This is a genomic window from Martinezella sp. CNPSo 3732 (assembly GCF_057784515.1).
On sequence record NZ_JBXSOO010000016.1, the window covers coordinates 14,707 to 31,152 of the forward strand.

The window sequence follows — 16,446 nt, forward strand, 5'->3', positions numbered from 1 at the left end:
GATGGCCACGGCATCCTCGATTTCCACAAGCACCGTTTCGGCGGAGCATCGCGTAAGAAGCGGATTCGGCCGCTGGGTCGTTCTGGGCATTCTCCTGGTTTTCCTTGCCGGCACTCTCTTTCCGTTCTTTCTCGCGGCAGTCAACGCCATCAAGACACCCTCCGATTATGCCGCCAATGGCCCGCTTGCTCTTCCGCACAGCTTCGATCTGACGGCACTCAAGAACTTCTGGGCGACCGTCGATTTTCCCCGGAAGCTCTTCAACAGCGTTCTCATCAGCGGATGCACAGCCATTCTGGCCGTCGTCCTAAGTCTCCTGAATGCCTATGCCATCGGCATAGGCCGGGTGCGCGGCGGGCAAGGGCTTCTCGTCCTGCTGCTAATATCCATCATGGCGCCGCAGGAGGCTTTGGTCTATCCGCTCTACTATATGTCGAAGCAGGTCGGCCTGTTCGACTCGATGCTCTCGGTTATCCTGATCATCGGCGTGCTGCATACCGCATTCGGGACCTATCTTTTGTCTTCGGTGCTGGCGACCTTCCCGCGCGAGATCATCGAGGCGGCGCAGATCGACAATGCCAGCCGCTGGCAGATCCTGTGGATGGTGATCGTGCCGGTGCTGAGGCCGACGCTTGCGGTGCTTGCAACCTTCTTCTTCATCTGGACCTGGAACGAATTCCTGATCCCGCTGGTATTCCTCGTTTCCAACAACAACCAGACGGTCTCCGTCGCCATGGGCGTGCTGTCGGGCGCCAATACCCAGGACCCGACGGCAATTGCCGCGGCTTCGCTGCTCGGCATAACGCCGACGATCATCTTCTTCCTTATTTTCCAACGGACCCTCACGCGCGGTGTCGCGGTCGGTGCCGTCAAATAACCAATGCGGAAGCCCCGTTCGGCGAAAGCCGCCGGGCGGGGCGCGACGAATGGCAAGTTCGATAAATTCGATTTTCCGCAGGAGGCGTAACGTGGCAGGTATCAATATCAAATCCCTCACCAAGCATTTCGGTGCCGTGCAGGTTCTGAACGACATCGATCTGACGATCGAGCGCGGCGAGTTCGTCGTCTTCCTTGGAGGCTCGGGCTGCGGCAAGTCGACCTTGCTGCGCATGATTGCGGGTCTCGAGACCATCACCAGCGGCGAGATTTGGATCGGCGGCCGCCGAGTCGATCAGCTGCCGCCCGGCGAGCGTGGCGTGTCGATGGTCTTTCAATCCTACGCGCTCTATCCGCACATGACGGTTCGCGACAACATGTCCTTCGGCTTGAAAAATATCAAAACGCCCAAGCACGAGATCGCAAGACGCATCGAGGAAGCCGCGAAGATCCTGGAAATGCCGCATCTGCTGGATCGCAAGCCTTCGGCGCTCTCGGGCGGCCAGCGGCAGCGCGTCGCGATCGGCCGCGCCATCGTGCGCGAGCCGGATGTGTTCCTGTTCGACGAGCCGCTTTCCAACCTTGATGCCGGCCTGCGCACACGTACGCGCGTGGAACTGGCGCAGCTTCACGAGCGGCTGGGCGCAACGATGGTGTTCGTGACGCATGACCAGGTTGAGGCGATGACACTCGCCGACCGTATCGTGCTCTTGAACAACAAGAAGATCGAGCAGGTGGCGACCCCCGTCGAGATCTATACGCGCCCGGCAACGCGCTATGTCGCCCAGTTCGTCGGCTCACCCGGCATGAACTTTATCAACATAGCTGGCGTTGGCGAGGCAGGCGGGCTGGCGACGGCAACGCTGCCGGATGGCTCTGTCATCAAAACGGCGATAGCGCTCAATGGTCTCTCGAATTCAGGACTGACGCTCGGCATCCGGCCGGAGCATCTGGTCGTTACGACGGCCGAAAAGGGCGATATCGGCGGCCAGGTCGAAACCGTGGAGCGCCTGGGCGACCGTTCGCTCGTTCACGTCCGGCTCAAGGATGGTTCGAAGATCATCGGTACCGATCCCGGCATGACGACGATCACCACCGGCTCGCCGATCGCTTTTGTGGTGGAGGCAACGAAGGTCAGCATCTTCGATGAAAAGGATGCGGCTCATCATTCCGTAAACTGAGGAGGAAACAACACGAGATCATCCACAAACAATTAGGCCTAGACACTACCGATTAGAGCGTTGACGAAACCGTCCAACTGGTATGTTATGTCGCCATGTCCACTGCGCACCATAGGAAGAAGCAACCTTTGTTCGTCCGCCAGCAGTTGCTGGAGGTAGCGGCGCGGCTTGCTTCCGAAAAAGGGATGACGGCGGTGACGCTGGATGCCGTTTCCGGCGCCTCCGGTGTCAGCAAGGGTGGATTGCTGCATCACTTCCCCAGCAAGAACATGCTGTTGGAAGCGTTGTTCGACAGCCTGCTGGAGCGGTTGGACGCTGCAATCGAGGAAGCAATGCGGGCCGATCCGTTGCCGCATGGCCGCTTTACACGCGCTTATCTGCATGCCTGCCTGGCGCTGCGGGACCAACCGCAGGGCACCAAGGATTGGGCACAGGTGACGATGGTGCTGCTCACCGAACCGCAATTGCGGCAGCGGTGGCACGCATGGGTACGCGAGCGCAGCGAAGAATATGTCGGCACGGACTCCTCGGTGGATGCGGCGATCGTCAGATTGGCGGCCGATGGGATCTGGCTTGCCGACCTGCTCGGCAGCCACGACATGGACGAGAGTGCCCGTCAAAGGCTGATCGACCGGCTGATCGAGCTCACTCAGCTCTAGTCCTATCGGAGATAATGGAATGGCGAACGCATCGGTCTATGCAATGCTGCTGGTCGCGATCGTGCTTGAAGTGATCGGCACGACGGCATTGCAGATGTCGCAGCAGTTTACGCGCCTCGGCCCGACGGTCGTTCTGGTGATCTGCTATACGGCGGCGTTCTATTGCCTCTCGGTAACGTTGCGGGTCATTCCGGTGGGCATCGCCTATGCTATCTGGAGCGCACTCGGCATCGTGCTGATTTCGATGGTGGGCGTCGTGCTTTTCCGGCAGAAGCTCGATCTCGCCGCGATCATCGGTCTTGCGTTGATCATCGCCGGAGTGCTCGTCGTCAACCTCTTTTCAAAGTCCGTGTCGCACTGAAAACAGAGGTGTTGTTCATGGTCGTTTTTGCCTTTGTCAAATCGCTTTGAACCCATTATGTCTTGGGTCCAACGGGCTGATGAAGGCTTGAAATGCGGCGCTTTCCCAAAGCGCTTTGGATCGCATAACCTATTCAATCCTAATGGTATTAGAGGAGTGCCGTAATGACTATTCGTGCCGTCGTTTGGGGCGAGAACATTCATGAGCAAACAAACAAGGTCGTCGCCGAGATCTATCCGGAAGGCATGCACAACACCATCGCCAAGGCGCTGAATGCCGATGCCAGTATCGAGGCAACCACTGCAACGTTGCAGGAGCCGGAGCATGGTCTCAGCGAAGCCCGTCTGAAGGATACCGACGTCCTTCTGTGGTGGGGCCACAAGGATCACGGCGCCGTCAAGGACGAGGTCGTCGAGCGCGTCGCCAAGCGTGTTTGGGAGGGTATGGGCCTCATCGTCCTGCATTCGGGCCATTTCTCCAAGGTATTCAAGCGCCTAATGGGTACGCCCTGCGCACTGAAGTGGCGCGAAGCCGGCGAGCGGGAGCGCCTCTGGGTCATCAACCCCCGCCATCCGATCGCAGCCGGCCTCGGCGAGCATTTCGAGCTTGAGAACGAGGAGATGTACGGTGAGCAGTTCTCCGTTCCGGAGCCACTGGAAACCGTATTCATCTCCTGGTTCCAGGGTGGCGAGGTCTTCCGTTCGGGCATGACCTGGCGTCGCGGCGCCGGCAACATCTTCTATTTCCGTCCGGGCCACGAGACCTACCCGACCTATCACAACGGCACCGTTCAGAAGGTCCTGATCAATTCCGTGAAGTGGGCCCACAACCCGCTCGGTACCCAGGCCAGCATCCATGATGCGCCGAATGTGCCGGTCGAAAAAGCGTTGGAGCCGATCGTCGAACGCGGCCCGAAACTGCACCAGGCCGGCGAAGCCGGTTATCGCTGAGGTATCAGATGCGTCTCATAGTAGTTGGCACGGGCGGCATGGCGAAGAACCATGTGGAGCATTTCGCCCGCATTCCTGGCGTCGAAATCGTCGGCGCCGTCGATACGGATGCGACGAGGCTCACCGCCTTCTGCGACACGTTCGATATCAAGAAGCGCTTCTCGTCGCTCGACGAGGCGCTCACCTGGGGCGAGTTCGATGCGGCGACCAACGTCACGCCGGACAAGGCGCACCATCCGACGACCTTGCCGCTGCTTGCCGCTGGCAAGCATGTTCTATGCGAGAAGCCACTCGCGGAGAATTATGAAAAGGCGCTTGAAATGACGGAAGCTGCCGAAAGGGCAGGGGTCGTCAACATGGTCAACCTGACCTATCGCAATGTCGCGCAGCTGCAGAAGGCGCGCGAGATGGTGATTTCGGGCGAGATCGGCACGGTCAAGCACGTAGAGGCGTCCTACCTCCAGAGTTGGCTCGTCTCCAAGGCCTGGGGCGACTGGCGCAGCGAGTCCAAGTGGCTTTGGCGTCTGTCGACGGGCCACGGCTCGAACGGCGTTCTCGGTGATATCGGCATCCATATCCTCGATTTCGCCGCCTATGGCGCCGCGACCGATATCGATCACGTCTTTGCCCGTCTCAAGACCTTCGCGAAGGCTCCCGGCGAGCGCATCGGCGAATATACGCTCGATGCGAATGACAGCTTCTCGATGTCGGTCGATTTCGCCAACGGCGCGCTCGGAGTCGTGCATGCGAGCCGCTGGGCGACGGGGCACCTGAACGAGCTGAAGCTGCGCATCTATGGCGAGCGCGGCGGCCTGGAAGTGTCGCATAGCCCGAATGGTTCCGAACTGCGCGGTTGCCTCGGCGATGACACGGAAACGGCGACGTGGCGTGTTCTCGATGTGCCGCCGGTCCAGACCAACTATCAGCGCTTTGCTGATGCTGTCATGACCGGCAGCAGCCAGGATCCGAGCTTCAGACACGCTGCGAACTTGCAGCGCGTGCTGGATCTTGCCATGGTGACTGAAGTTGAACGGCGCGAACTGAAGGTCTGATATCATAGGCAGCCTTCAGGCAAGGCCTTGGGAGTGCACGCATGTCTACCGAGGAAAAAGTTGCCAGCCACTATACGCACGGATCGCTGGAAACGGCGATCCTGCAAACGCTTGCCGCCGATGGCAAGGATATCGATAATCTTCGCATCCGCGATCTGGCTGATGTCGATGAATTCCATCTGGGTCGTCACGCGGCCACAGTGGATTTCGCAAGGGATCTCGATCTTTCCGCCGGCCTGCGTCTTGCCGATATCGGCTCCGGACTCGGCGGGCCTGCCCGCCATTTTGCCGACTCCTACGGATGCATCGTGTCGGGCGTCGATCTCACCGAAGAATTCGTTCAGGTCGCCAATTCGCTGACGGCCCGCTGCGGTCTGGAGGATCTGGTTTCCTTCCGGCAGGGCAGCGCGTTGGCATTGCCTTTCGAGAGCGGCAGTTTCGATCGTGCGACGCTCATTCACGTCGGCATGAATATAGAGGACAAGGCGAGACTGTTTTCCGAGGTCAGGCGCATTCTCAAGCCCGGCGGTCGTTTCGGGCTTTATGAGATCATGCAGATGCGCGAGGGAACGCTCCCCTTTCCGATGCCCTGGGCTATGGAGTTGGAAACGAGCTTCGTCCGCAGCCCCGATATATATCGCCATCTGCTTGACGAAGCCGGCTTCACAGTGGAGATCGAGCAGGATCGTAGTGCTCTCGCAATCCGATTGGCACATGAAGCGCGCGCCAGGGCCGCTGCGGCGGGCGAGGTGCGAGACCAGGGTGTCCGGACGCTGATGGGCCCGCGGGCTGGTGAGCGCATGAGCAACGTCAACGTGTCGGTCGAGGGCGGCCTGCTTGCGCCGATCGAGATGATTGCCCGGGCGGTGTGACGGCTGCTGCCCGTTGACAGCGATGGGCCTGTTTCTGTATGAAAAATATAACGGTAATGGATTTCTGCCGGGCCTTGGTGGCCGAACCGCTGCTCTGATTTTCCCAGGGAAGCTGATGACTCCTACTCAATGCGCCTAAAAGGCGAAGGAGTAGAGTCATGCCTATTATCTTACCGTTATCCCACTTTTGTTTCTTGTTCACTGTCCCCGGAAGACCGTGTGTCGGCTTCGCGGGAGGGGCAAACTGATGTCCGTATCCGCCTATTTTCATCATCGTTTTCAGCAATTTCGCAGTCTTTTCAAATGGATAGTTCTCGTGGTGCCGATGGCTGTGGTCGTCGGCTCGCTTTGTGCGCTGTTCCTCTGGAGCCTCGACAAAGCGACGGCCGAACGTTTCGACCATCCCTGGCTGATCTTCCTGATGCCGGTTGCCGGTTTCCTCATGGTGCTGGTCTATCAACGTTTCGGCCGTGGTTCGGAGGGCGGCAACAATCTGATCGTCGACCAGATCCATGAGCCCGGCGGCGGCGTGCCGCTGCGCATGGCTCCCTTTATCCTGGTCTCGACGGTCCTGACGCATCTCGTCGGCGGTTCGGCGGGTCGGGAAGGGACGGCGGTGCAGCTCGGCGGCAGCATTGCCAGCGCCTTTGCAAAGGTGTTCCGGCTCACCCACGCCGAGATCCGCATCCTCCTCATGGCGGGTATCGCCGCGGGCTTCGGCGCGGTCTTCGGCACACCGATCGCCGGTGCCGTCTTCGCTCTCGAAGTCCTGACGATCGGGCGGATGCAATATGAAGCGCTGATCCCGAGCCTTGCGGCAGCGATCGCGGCCGACTGGACTTGCCACGCCTGGGGCATCGAGCATATCCAGTACCACATCGGTTATCTCTCAGGCATTCCGGCCAGCACGTTCCATCTCGATGCGCTGCTGCTCATCAAGGTCGGGCTTGCCGGTGTCATCTTCGGCTTGGCCGCACGTTGCTTCAGCGAGCTCTCGCATGCTGCGTCGGCGGCATTCAAGCGGTTCTGCGCCTACGCGCCGTTACGGCCTGTCATCGCCAGTGCGATCTTGATCGGTCTCGTTTACCTGCTCGGCGCGCGGCAATATCTGGGGCTTGGCGTCTGGTCGCCCAACCCAGACGATGCGACGATCTTCGGCTTCTTCGATCCCGCCCGCGTCGATTACTGGAGCTGGTTCTGGAAGGCGGTCTTCACCATCGTAACGTTGAGCGCCGGCTTCAAGGGCGGCGAGGTGACGCCCTTGTTCTTCATCGGTGCCGCGCTCGGTAATGCGCTTGCCGCCATTCTCGGTGCGCCCGTCGACCTCTTTGCTGCGTTGGGCTTCGTCGCCGTCTTTGCCGGCGCAACCAATACGCCGCTTGCCTGCATGATCATGGGCATAGAGCTCTTCGGCGCGACGCATACCGTCTACCTCGCTGTCGCCTGCTTCCTTGCCTATATCTGCAGCGGCCACACCAGCATCTATCTGTCGCAACGGCTTGGCATCGCGAAAAGCGCTGCTTCCGATAACATCCCAGCCGACACGCCGCTTCGCCATATTCGCGAGCGCGGCTTGAAGACGCGGCGGGAAAATGCCCATAAGGTCGGAAAGGTTTGACGCAAGGACGGCTGGAGGTTGTCGTGCTCTATCTTGTCGTGTTTCTCGGTGCCGGATTGGGCGGTGCATTCCGTCTCGGTATCAACGAGCTTGCTGCCCGCCTGCTCGGGATCGAGTTTCCATTCGGCACATTGATCATCAATGTGCTTGGTGCCTTCATCATGGGGCTGCTGACGGAGTATTTCGCTTTTCGCGGCGGTATGTCGCAGGAGATGCGGTTGTTTCTGACAACAGGCCTTCTAGGTGGATTCACGACGTTTTCGACTTTTGCGCTGGAGAGCGTCGTGCTCTGGGAGCGGGGCCAATGGATGCCGGCCATTGCCTATATCGGCCTGTCCGTTTTCCTGTCGATTGCAGCCGTGATAGCAGGGCTTGCAATTGTCCGGCTAATAATTCAGGGTCAAACAGCTTAGTGATTGGAGATCGGCAGATTTCGCCGCATTTTTGCCGATTATGGGGTGAATCCCTCTCGAGAATCGCAGAGATTTATTCCACGACAAACCACCGCTCGTTGCGAACGGACTCTCTTGCGAAATTCGACTAATCAACTCATATAATCGCCTATTAAGATCACCGCATAACACAAGGAGTCGGGCGTCGATCAGGATAAGCACAGGCAAAGCACTCCCAATGACAAGCCTGTTCTCGCTCCGGGATTCGCATGCGGATTCCTCGCGTAACTTCCTCCCGGACCGCACCGCCCCAAAAGACAGACATGACGGAGAGTCCCTTGAGCGCACCTGCTCCCACTTCCAACCAATCTCCTGCTCCGGAACAGACCTTCGGCACCGCCGGCATTGCGCCGATGGACCGCCCGAGCGCCATGACCCGCTTTTTCATGGGCATCGTTGCCTGGGCCGAAAGCCTCAACCTGAAATATGCCAAGCTCGGCAATCCGCCGGTCTATGACACAGCGACTTTCCCCTGGGCCGCCGAGATAGAAAAAGATTTTCCGGCCATCCGCGCCGAGCTCGAAAAAGTGCTGCTGCGCCAGAGCGAGCTGCCGACCTTCCAGGACATCTCCACCGACGTGAAGACCATTTCGACGGATACGCGCTGGAAGACCTTCTTCCTCCTCGGCTTCGGCGTGAAGTCGGAGCAGAACATCAAGGCATGCCCGAATACCTGGGCAGCCGTGCAGAAGATCCCCGGCCTGACGACGGCCATGTTCTCGATTTTCGAACCAGGCAAGCATCTTCCGGCTCACCGCGGCCCCTATAACGGCGTGTTGCGCCTGCATCTCGGCCTCATCGTGCCGGAACCGAACGAGAAGCTCGCCATCCGCGTCGACAAGCAGGTTTGCCATTGGCAGGAAGGCAAGGCGCTGATCTTCGACGATGCCTATGAGCACGAAGCCTGGAATCATTCCGACAAGACGCGCGTGGTGCTCTTCGTCGATTTCGTCAAGCCGCTGAAATTCCCGGCTCGTTTCGTCAACTGGGCCCTGATGAACCTGGCGATTTTCACCCCCTTCATCAAGGAAGGTCTCGACAACCACAAGGAATGGGAAAAGAAGTTCTACGCCGAAGCCGAGGCGTTCAGAAATCGCCCGAAACCCTGATCTCATCGGCCGTTTAATTTAACGGAAACCCCGGAATCCCTAAGGAATTCCGGGGTTTTGTGTTTGCTGACGATCAGCAGCCGTTAGGCAGGTTTATCCGTCTCTTCGGCGTCGTCGTAATATTCCTCTTCCTCGGGCTGTGCAGCGTTGGTCTTGCCATCGAGATTGCCAAGCAGGGCCGAGATGGCATTGTCGCCATCGAAGCCGGCCTCCTTCAGCAGGCGGTCGAGGATCGGCTTGTTGGCCTGGTAGGAGAGTAGCTGGCCGGCAAGACCTTCGCCAAGGCCGACGCCACTGCCGCCGCCCGCACCGTTGCCATTGCGGCCGAGCATGCCGCCGGTGTCGAAGATCCGGATATCGGAGATCTTTTCGATCGGCTTGACCGCTTCGGCAAGGGCGGCGGGCACGATGCGGATGCGCTCGCGGGTGATCTCGAATTCGATGATGGCGGGGCTGAGCTTGTTGCGCGCTTCGTTGAGCAGCGCTTCGCTCTCGGCCGTCGCCTTACCGGTTTCGAGAATACCCTTGGCCTTGATGATCGCAGCGTCGGCTTCTGCCGTTGCCAGCGTCTTGATGGCGTCGGCCTGGTCGGTCGCGGCCTGCTTTTCGGCTTCTGCAGCGATGGTGACGGCGGTTGCCTGGGTTTGGGCGCGCTTCTGCGCATCGATCACGGCGATCTGCTTCTCACGTTCGGCGATCTCGACCGCCTTGGCGGTGCCGACCTTTTCCTCGGCTGCGATAGCGAGTGCGCGAGCGGCTTCTGCCTTTGCCTTGGCTTCAGACTCCTCACGGCTCTTGTTGGCAACCGCGATAGCGCTTTCCTGTGCGACGATCTGGATATCGCGGCGGGCTTCGGTGTCGCGCTGCTGCACGGCGCGGGTCGAGTCGATGTTGGCGGATTCGCGGGCCTGCTTTGCCGCAGCTTCGCGTTCGGCGATCGCCTGCTCGGCGGCGATGCGGGCTTCCTCTTCCGCGCGCTTGGCGGCCTGTTCCTGCTGAGCGGTTTCGGCGCGGGTGGCGGCGGACTTGTTGGCGATGTCGCGCTGTTGGTTTAGTTCCGCCTCGCGCTTCGTCCGCTCGATCGCGAGCGACTGCTGACGAGCCTCCAGGTCCTTCTGGGCAATCGCGACTTCGGTATCGCGGACGACTTCGTTACGCTCCTTCTTGCGCGCCTCGGTGACGCGGGTCAGCGCGGCGAGACCGTGCGCATCGAAGAAGTTGTTGGCGTTGAAGTGCTTGATATCGGTCTGGTCGAGGCGCGTCAGCGACACGGATTCCAGTTCGAGACCGTTGGACTGCAGGTCGGAGCCGACCGCATCCTGCACGGCCTTGACGAAATCCATGCGCTGTTCCTGCAGGGCATCGAGGCTCATCGTGGCCGCCACCGAGCGCAGGCTGTCCACGAACTTCGCTTCGATCAGCTGGCGCAGCTGTTCGCTGTCGTTGGTGCGATTGCCGAGCGTCTGGGCGGCAAGAGCGATCGAGGAGCTGTCCGGTTTGACGCGGACATAGAACTCGGCACCGATATCGACGCGCATGCGGTCCTTGGTGATCAGCGCATCATTCTCGCCGCGCTGGACCTCCAGGCGCAGCGTCTTGAGGTTGACGCGAGCGATCGAGTGGAAAATCGGCAGCACGACGGAGCCGCCGTCGAGCACGACTTTCTGGCCGCCGAGACCGGTGCGCACATAGGCCTCATCGCGGCTCGAGCGGACATAGAGCGAGGCAAGGACGAAGCCGATCCCGAGGATCAGGACGAGACCTATGCCTGTGGGAAGAATAAGGTCGTAAAGGCCGTTCATGAAGGTTGCTCCGTAGAGGATTTGTCATCGGACCTCACGAGATCCGAGGGGGCGGAAACTGCGATGAAGATGTCGGCCTTGCGGTCGACAAGCAGAACTTGGGCGCCGATCGGCAAAGGGCTTTCACCCTTGGCGGCGCTGGCGCGCAACTGATGCCAGTTGCCATGCGCGTCCTTGACGCTGACGCGGCCAGGCAGGCCTTGATCCAGAGGGCCGATGGAAACCGTGCCCGTGCGACCGACGAAGTCATCGGCCTCGACGGCGTAGGTCTCGTCGCGCGGCACGATCCTTGCGATCGTTCGCGTCGAGCCCCGGACGAGAGGGATCGTGACGGCGAGGGCCGGCACTGAGGCAACGATCGCCGGCAGCGGTCCCCAGATCACGTCGGCCACGGTCTGGATGGCAAAACCCGTCACGGCGAAGATGCCGAGGGCCAGCATGATCAGGATCAGCAGCGGCACGCCACCGATATTGATCCAGGACAGCAGGCCGGCGAGCACACCATCGTGACCTTCGAAATGCGGCTTGCCGATGAGTTCGCTTAGCGAAAAGCCAAGCAGCATCGACAGGATTTCGATTGCCGTTAGTCCGATCAGGATCATTGCCGCGATGGCAAAGGGCGCACATTCGGGTGCGAGAAACAGGTGCATCGGTTACTGGCCGCTGGCCTTGAAGCGGGCAAGGCGTGCTTCGATGGCCTGCTCCCGATGCAGGCGGTCGAGCTCATCGAGCTCGGCGCTTGTTGCGGGCTCGCCCGAGGGTACGCCGGTCAATCGGGAAACGGCCGCCGCCGCGCGGGCTGCACCGGCGGCCGCTGTCGGCCGTGGATTTTCGCCCGTTGCTTCCTCGCGAGCATGGCGGGCGATGCTGCGCTTGAAATCGACAAGCCGTGCTTCCGCCTCGCGGCGGGTGGCAAGAACAGCCTGAAGTGCCTTCTGGCCGTCGTCGATCTGTGCGTTCGCATCCGCGAGCGCCTTGTCGAGCGCGGCGGTCTGCGCCTCGAGGTCGATCTGGCGCGCGACGCCGGCCTTGGCGAGGTCTTCGCGATCGGCCGTGATCGCAAGCCGGATCTTGGCGTCGAGCGCGTCGAGATCGGCGCCGATTTCGCTGCGGCGGCTCCGGATGCGGTATTCCTCGGCGCGCGCCTTGCCTAGATCGGCACGCGCTTCATCGGCGGCGGCGTCGATCTCGCGCAGCGCCTGCTCGATGACGGCGACCTTGTTGGCGCCTTCTACGGTGTCGACTGCGGCATTGGCGAGGCCTGCGATCAGTCGTCCCATGCGGGAAAGAATGCCTTCATGCATCGTCATGTTATCCTCCGTTCGGGGAGAGTTTGGTGTTACCCCGATGTGAATCGCGTAGTGGCCTCCATCGGCGATCAGATAGGCGGGGATATTGCTGTCCCAGCCTTTGAAATAGCCGGCCACGTCGAAGGGCACGGCGACACGGCCGCGCACCGTCGAGATTGTCAGGTCTGACGGACCCTTGATGGCAAAGAGCTTTTCGTCGAGCGGCAGCCGGTTCCAATCGGCAAGCCCGCTTCGATTGGCCGCAAAATCACGCAGGCCGAGCGTCACGAGGCGCGCGGGCAAAGCGGTGCGTTCGCGGATCGTCTCATAGGCAAGATCGTGAAGCGTGACGAGATTTGCTCCGGCTCTGTCCGGAACGATTTCGCCCAGGAGTTTCATCATCTGCCCGTATGCGGCAAAGGTCTCGTCCAGAGCCTGCCGCGCTTCGTCATCGGGAGCGAGATCATATCGCAGACGAGAGCGGTGCGTTGGTGCGTGTGTCTTTGCCATGGCTATCAAGTAAAGCACCGCTGCGGTGCTTTTCAAGGGAGCGTGGCGTCAAACATGAATGAATTGTAATGAATGATGGGCCGCATAGGTTGCAGAAATTTGATACTTCTCTCCGCCTATGGGCGATCATGCAAGTTGTGAGCTCGCGTATATGTAGTGATTGGGCGCGAAAAAACCATATGAAAAGCGCGGCCAATCGGCCGCGCTGTATGGAATCTTTGAGTGGAGCGTTGGGGAGGAACCGCGGTTACTTCACGGTCCGCACGATTGCAGCACCTGCCGTCATGCCGCCGCCGAAGGCCACTAGGCCGAGATTGAGCGGCTCTGAGTGTTCGTTGGCGACATGCAGCATGGCAAGCGGAATGCTTGACGAGCTGGTATTGCCATAGGTCTCGATGACGCTGAGAGCCGGGCGGCCGCTGCGTTTGGCAATCGTGTCGATGATGCGCTGGTTGGCCTGGTGCGGCACCAGCAGATCAAGATTGGCAAGCTCGATGCCGGCATCGACGCAGGCGTTTTCGATCGAGCGGGTCATCGAATGCACCGCTTCGGTGAAGACCGAGCGGCCGTTCATGGCAATGACGCCATCGTCCGGAAGCGGAACATAGAGCAGGTCCCCCGGCTCCGGTCGGCCGCTGACGATCGGGCGGCTCGCGGTGAAGAGCGGGTTGCGCGCCATATCGCGGCTGGTTACGAGGCTGGCGGTCGCTGCATCGCCGAACAGGATTGCGGTGGAGAAATCGTTCATGTCGAGCAGCGGCGACAGGACTTCCGAGGTGATGATGAGCACCTTGGCGTCGTTCTGTTGTGCAATGAAATCATAAGCTTGCTGCAACGCATAGAGATAGCCGGAGCAGGCGGCACCCATGTCATAGGCCGCAAGCGAAGGCCGCACGCCGTCTTCGGCGACGGCAACCGCGACGCGGCTTGCGAGCGACGGCGTGGCGATGTCGGGCGTTCCGGTGGCGGCGATCACCAGATCGACATCGTGGATCGACATCTGGTTCTGCTTGAGAAGATCACGCGCCGCCTTCGTGGCAAGACTCAGCGTGCCTTCTTCAGGCCCGACCCAGAAGCGGCTCTTGATGCCCGTCAACGCGAGGATTTCGTCGGCGCGGCGGTTCGGCCAGTTATGGATGATTTCTTCGTTGGTGACGCGGCGGGCGCCGGTCGCGATGCCAATGCCGTTGATGACGACTTCCGAGAAGCTGCCGGTATGGCGGCGCAGCGCCGGGATGACATGCGATTTCAGGCGGCGCAGCACGAATTTGTTTTGGATTTCGGAGGCGAGCGCGAAGTTCTGCTCGCTAAGGTCGCGATTGGCGTCGACAGTCAGAAGTGGGCTGTCGGTGGCGATCTGGTCGCCGATCTTGGCGAAGACCTCCTGTACGACGCCGCCGATATTGGCGCAGATCTCGACAGAGGCTTTTGTCGCCTCGACGACGGCCACCAGTTGGCCGACTTCGATCTTGTCGCCGGGCTTGACGAGTATATCGGTCACGAGGACGTTCTCGTCGGCGGGCCCGGAGCCGATCGCCTTGATCGCTGCCGTCGGGCCGCTGTCATCCTCTTCGTGCCAGGTAACCTCGCATTCAAGCACTTCAGCCATCAGGTCGACCAGCTTGCGATAGGAGGGAAGGGTCTCAAGCTGATTACGGAAATTGAAGGGGATGTGCGCATCCGAGCGCGCGAGCCGGCGCACGACAACAGGCACATCGGTCTTTTCGGTGACGGTGGCAATGATTTCCGCGCCCATGCCGACGGTGCGGTTATCTTCATGTACGACGATCAGGCGGCGGGTGCGCCGTGCACTCGCCAGCACTTCCTTCTCGTCCCACGGCGAGATCGAGCGCAGATCGATCACCTCGACGGAAAAGCCCTGGGCCTCGAAAGCGCTCGCGGCATTGGCGCAGAGCGAAACCGTGTTGCCGTAGCTGACGAGCGTGATGTCGCGGCCGCGGGTAACATGGCGCGACAGGCCGGGATGGACGAAGTGCTTGTCCAGATCCTCGGAAGTGCGGCCGTCGGAATTGTTGAGTACGGCCTTCGGATAGAGGAAGACCGTCGGGCGCCGCGATTCGAAGGCGGCATTCAGCAGACCGGCGGCATCGCCGGCGCTGGAGGGCATAACGACGTCGATGCCCGGCGTGTGCGCCAGCATTCCCTCGAAGCTCTGGGCATGGAACGGACCAAGGCCTGGCTTGTAGCCGCCGCAGCTCACCATCAGGATGACGGGCGCTTCCCAGGCGCCATTGCTGCGCCAGAACATGCTGCCCATTTCCGAGACGATCTGATTATAGGCGAGCGGCAGGAAATCGGCGAACTGCAGGAAGGCGACGGGGCGCTGGCCCGCCAGCGCGCGGCCGACCGCCGTGCCGACGATTGTCGATTCGCTGAGAGCGGCGTTGCGGACGCGGTCAGGATATTTGGTGCTGAGGCCGCGCGTCACACCAAAAACGTCGCCCTTCGGATCCTCTATATCCTGGCCAAAGAGAACAACTTCGGGATTTCCGGCCAGCTGCTTGTCGAGAACGACATTCAGCGCCTCGCGCATCGTCAGCGTCGATGCGGTCTCGTTGCCGCGATATTCTGCCCTCTTATCGAAGGAAGCTGGGTAGGGAGCCTTAGCCTCCGGCTCGACCTTCGGGGCGTCTTCCTTGCGGGCAAGGGCGGCTTCTGCCTGCACTTCCGCAATCAATTCCTGTTCGATCTTTTGCAGAGCATCGGCGTCGATACCCGCCTTCTGCAGCATTGCCCGCAGATTCGGCAGCGGGTCGCGCGAGGAGCCGGCCTCGATTTCGAGCAGGGTGCGATAGGTCTTCTGATCGTCGGCATTGGTGTGATCGGAAAGGCGCTCGACGTTCAGAAGCACGATGCTGGGCGTGCGGTTGTTGCGGCTGTGACGGACGGCCTTGCGGAAGGCGTCGCGCGATGCGGTGAGATCGTCGCCATCCGTGCGGATGATATCGATGCCGTAGAAAGAGGAAGCGGGACCAGCCGGCAGGTCGAAGAACGTCTGCTTGCCCGTGCGTGTCGAGATGGAGAAGCTGTTGTCCTCGATGACGAAGACGACGGGATACTGGCTGCGCACGGCTTCGGCGACCGCTTCGAGGAACTCGCCCTGCTGGGTGGTGCCGTCGCCGACGCAACAGATGGCGATCGGCATTCCCGGCTTATGCTTCAGGGATGCCGCGACGCCGACAGCATGCAGGGCATTGTTGCCGACGGGGCCGACGATCGACGTGATGTTGAGGGCGCGGGAGGACAGATGCGCGCTCATCTGACGGCCGGCGGAATGGGAATTGGCTGTTGCAAGCAGGCTGGAGAAGAACTCACGAATGGGCATGCCGCGCGCCAGCATCAGGGCCTTGTCGCGATAATGCAGATGCAGCCAGTCGTCGTCCTGGAGAAACTCGTTGAGCAGCGCAGTGGATTCGTGACCGGCGCCGGAAACATGGAAATGTGCTATGCCTTGCTTGATGAATTCTCGCTCAAGCCGATCTATTTCTCTGGAAATGAAAAATATTCTGTGAAGTTGCTTAAGGTATTCTGTGGCAAACCTCCCTTCCATCTCAATGATTTTCCTGATCTTTCATCTGAATTAAATGCTGGGAGTTAGGTAAACCCCCAGCCTGCCTTTTTCAATACACGTTAAATGACAAGTTCTTCTCAGTTTGAAACGGAAATACGCATATTACGGGGCCGTATTTTTTCA

General features: G+C 60.4%; 14 protein-coding genes and 1 riboswitch. Of the genes, 10 read left to right on the top strand and 4 right to left on the bottom strand.

Annotated elements, in window-relative coordinates:
• Position 1 precedes the first annotated feature (1 nt).
• The 10 genes from AC13RM_RS22615 to olsC all read left to right on the top strand — a co-directional run bounded on the left by AC13RM_RS22615 (position 2) and on the right by olsC (position 9,130).
• Positions 2-877 (top strand): carbohydrate ABC transporter permease, encoded by an 876-nt coding sequence (locus AC13RM_RS22615; RefSeq protein WP_113230010.1) that lies wholly within the window; start codon positions 2-4, stop codon positions 875-877.
• A 91-nt stretch (positions 878-968) separates the two neighbouring features.
• On the top strand, positions 969-2,057 hold the full coding sequence (locus tag AC13RM_RS22620) for an ABC transporter ATP-binding protein (protein WP_113230011.1): 1,089 nt from the start codon (positions 969-971) through the stop codon (positions 2,055-2,057).
• Positions 2,058-2,152: 95 nt separating this feature from the next.
• Entirely contained in the window at positions 2,153-2,716 is a 564-nt protein-coding gene (locus AC13RM_RS22625; protein WP_349956092.1) for a TetR/AcrR family transcriptional regulator, read from the top strand.
• A gap of 19 nt (positions 2,717-2,735) precedes the next feature.
• Entirely contained in the window at positions 2,736-3,077 is a 342-nt protein-coding gene (locus AC13RM_RS22630; protein ID WP_285173182.1) for a DMT family transporter, read from the top strand.
• A 164-nt stretch (positions 3,078-3,241) separates the two neighbouring features.
• The gene (locus AC13RM_RS22635; RefSeq protein WP_113230014.1) at positions 3,242-4,027 is read left to right on the top strand and encodes a ThuA domain-containing protein; all 786 of its coding nucleotides are present in this window, start codon (positions 3,242-3,244) and stop codon (positions 4,025-4,027) included.
• Between the two features lie 8 nt (positions 4,028-4,035).
• A complete protein-coding gene (locus AC13RM_RS22640; RefSeq protein ID WP_285173184.1) occupies positions 4,036-5,079 on the top strand; it encodes a Gfo/Idh/MocA family protein in 1,044 nt (347 codons plus the stop codon).
• A gap of 41 nt (positions 5,080-5,120) precedes the next feature.
• Positions 5,121-5,951: a class I SAM-dependent methyltransferase gene (locus tag AC13RM_RS22645; protein ID WP_374815481.1), complete on the top strand. Its 831-nt coding sequence runs from the start codon at positions 5,121-5,123 to the stop codon at positions 5,949-5,951.
• Between the two features lie 43 nt (positions 5,952-5,994).
• A riboswitch (Fluoride riboswitch) is annotated at positions 5,995-6,083 on the top strand.
• Positions 6,084-6,198: 115 nt separating this feature from the next.
• Positions 6,199-7,569 carry a voltage-gated chloride channel family protein gene (locus AC13RM_RS22650; RefSeq protein ID WP_374815480.1) on the top strand — a complete coding sequence of 457 codons (1,371 nt, stop codon included), beginning with the start codon at positions 6,199-6,201 and terminating at the stop codon, positions 7,567-7,569.
• Positions 7,570-7,592: 23 nt separating this feature from the next.
• Positions 7,593-7,982 carry a fluoride efflux transporter CrcB gene (crcB, locus tag AC13RM_RS22655; protein WP_374815478.1) on the top strand — a complete coding sequence of 130 codons (390 nt, stop codon included), beginning with the start codon at positions 7,593-7,595 and terminating at the stop codon, positions 7,980-7,982.
• 302 nt (positions 7,983-8,284) lie between these two features.
• Positions 8,285-9,130: an ornithine lipid ester-linked acyl 2-hydroxylase OlsC gene (olsC, locus tag AC13RM_RS22660; protein ID WP_285173188.1), complete on the top strand. Its 846-nt coding sequence runs from the start codon at positions 8,285-8,287 to the stop codon at positions 9,128-9,130.
• Between the two features lie 83 nt (positions 9,131-9,213).
• Here the strand turns inward: olsC and AC13RM_RS22665 are convergent, their stop codons facing one another.
• From AC13RM_RS22665 to AC13RM_RS22680, 4 genes are all read right to left on the bottom strand, one after another.
• Positions 9,214-10,932 carry a flotillin family protein gene (locus AC13RM_RS22665; protein ID WP_374815476.1) on the bottom strand — a complete coding sequence of 573 codons (1,719 nt, stop codon included), beginning with the start codon at positions 10,930-10,932 and terminating at the stop codon, positions 9,214-9,216.
• Positions 10,929-11,582: an OB-fold-containig protein gene (locus AC13RM_RS22670; RefSeq protein ID WP_374815474.1), complete on the bottom strand. Its 654-nt coding sequence runs from the start codon at positions 11,580-11,582 to the stop codon at positions 10,929-10,931. The genes AC13RM_RS22665 and AC13RM_RS22670 overlap by 4 nt, the downstream gene beginning before the upstream one ends.
• 3 nt (positions 11,583-11,585) lie before the next feature.
• Positions 11,586-12,731, bottom strand: coding sequence for a PspA/IM30 family protein (locus tag AC13RM_RS22675; RefSeq protein ID WP_374815472.1), 1,146 nt, complete (start codon positions 12,729-12,731; stop codon positions 11,586-11,588).
• 247 nt (positions 12,732-12,978) lie between these two features.
• Positions 12,979-16,302, bottom strand: coding sequence for a thiamine pyrophosphate-dependent enzyme (locus AC13RM_RS22680; protein ID WP_374815471.1), 3,324 nt, complete (start codon positions 16,300-16,302; stop codon positions 12,979-12,981).
• Between the last annotated feature and the right edge of the window lie 144 nt (positions 16,303-16,446).

What these genes read in the sequence shown, in the direction of transcription:
- AC13RM_RS22670 (WP_374815474.1), bottom strand. Translation starts at nt 11,582, where the DNA reads ATGCACCTGTTTCTCGCACCCGAATGTGCGCCCTTTGCCATCGCGGCA.
- olsC (WP_285173188.1), top strand. Translation starts at nt 8,285, where the DNA reads ATGACGGAGAGTCCCTTGAGCGCACCTGCTCCCACTTCCAACCAATCT.
- AC13RM_RS22625 (WP_349956092.1), top strand. Translation starts at nt 2,153, where the DNA reads ATGTCCACTGCGCACCATAGGAAGAAGCAACCTTTGTTCGTCCGCCAG.
- AC13RM_RS22645 (WP_374815481.1), top strand. Translation starts at nt 5,121, where the DNA reads ATGTCTACCGAGGAAAAAGTTGCCAGCCACTATACGCACGGATCGCTG.
- AC13RM_RS22640 (WP_285173184.1), top strand. Translation starts at nt 4,036, where the DNA reads ATGCGTCTCATAGTAGTTGGCACGGGCGGCATGGCGAAGAACCATGTG.
- AC13RM_RS22650 (WP_374815480.1), top strand. Translation starts at nt 6,199, where the DNA reads ATGTCCGTATCCGCCTATTTTCATCATCGTTTTCAGCAATTTCGCAGT.
- AC13RM_RS22630 (WP_285173182.1), top strand. Translation starts at nt 2,736, where the DNA reads ATGGCGAACGCATCGGTCTATGCAATGCTGCTGGTCGCGATCGTGCTT.
- AC13RM_RS22665 (WP_374815476.1), bottom strand. Translation starts at nt 10,932, where the DNA reads ATGAACGGCCTTTACGACCTTATTCTTCCCACAGGCATAGGTCTCGTC.
- AC13RM_RS22615 (WP_113230010.1), top strand. Translation starts at nt 2, where the DNA reads ATGGCCACGGCATCCTCGATTTCCACAAGCACCGTTTCGGCGGAGCAT.
- AC13RM_RS22675 (WP_374815472.1), bottom strand. Translation starts at nt 12,731, where the DNA reads ATGGCAAAGACACACGCACCAACGCACCGCTCTCGTCTGCGATATGAT.
- AC13RM_RS22635 (WP_113230014.1), top strand. Translation starts at nt 3,242, where the DNA reads ATGACTATTCGTGCCGTCGTTTGGGGCGAGAACATTCATGAGCAAACA.
- AC13RM_RS22680 (WP_374815471.1), bottom strand. Translation starts at nt 16,302, where the DNA reads ATGGAAGGGAGGTTTGCCACAGAATACCTTAAGCAACTTCACAGAATA.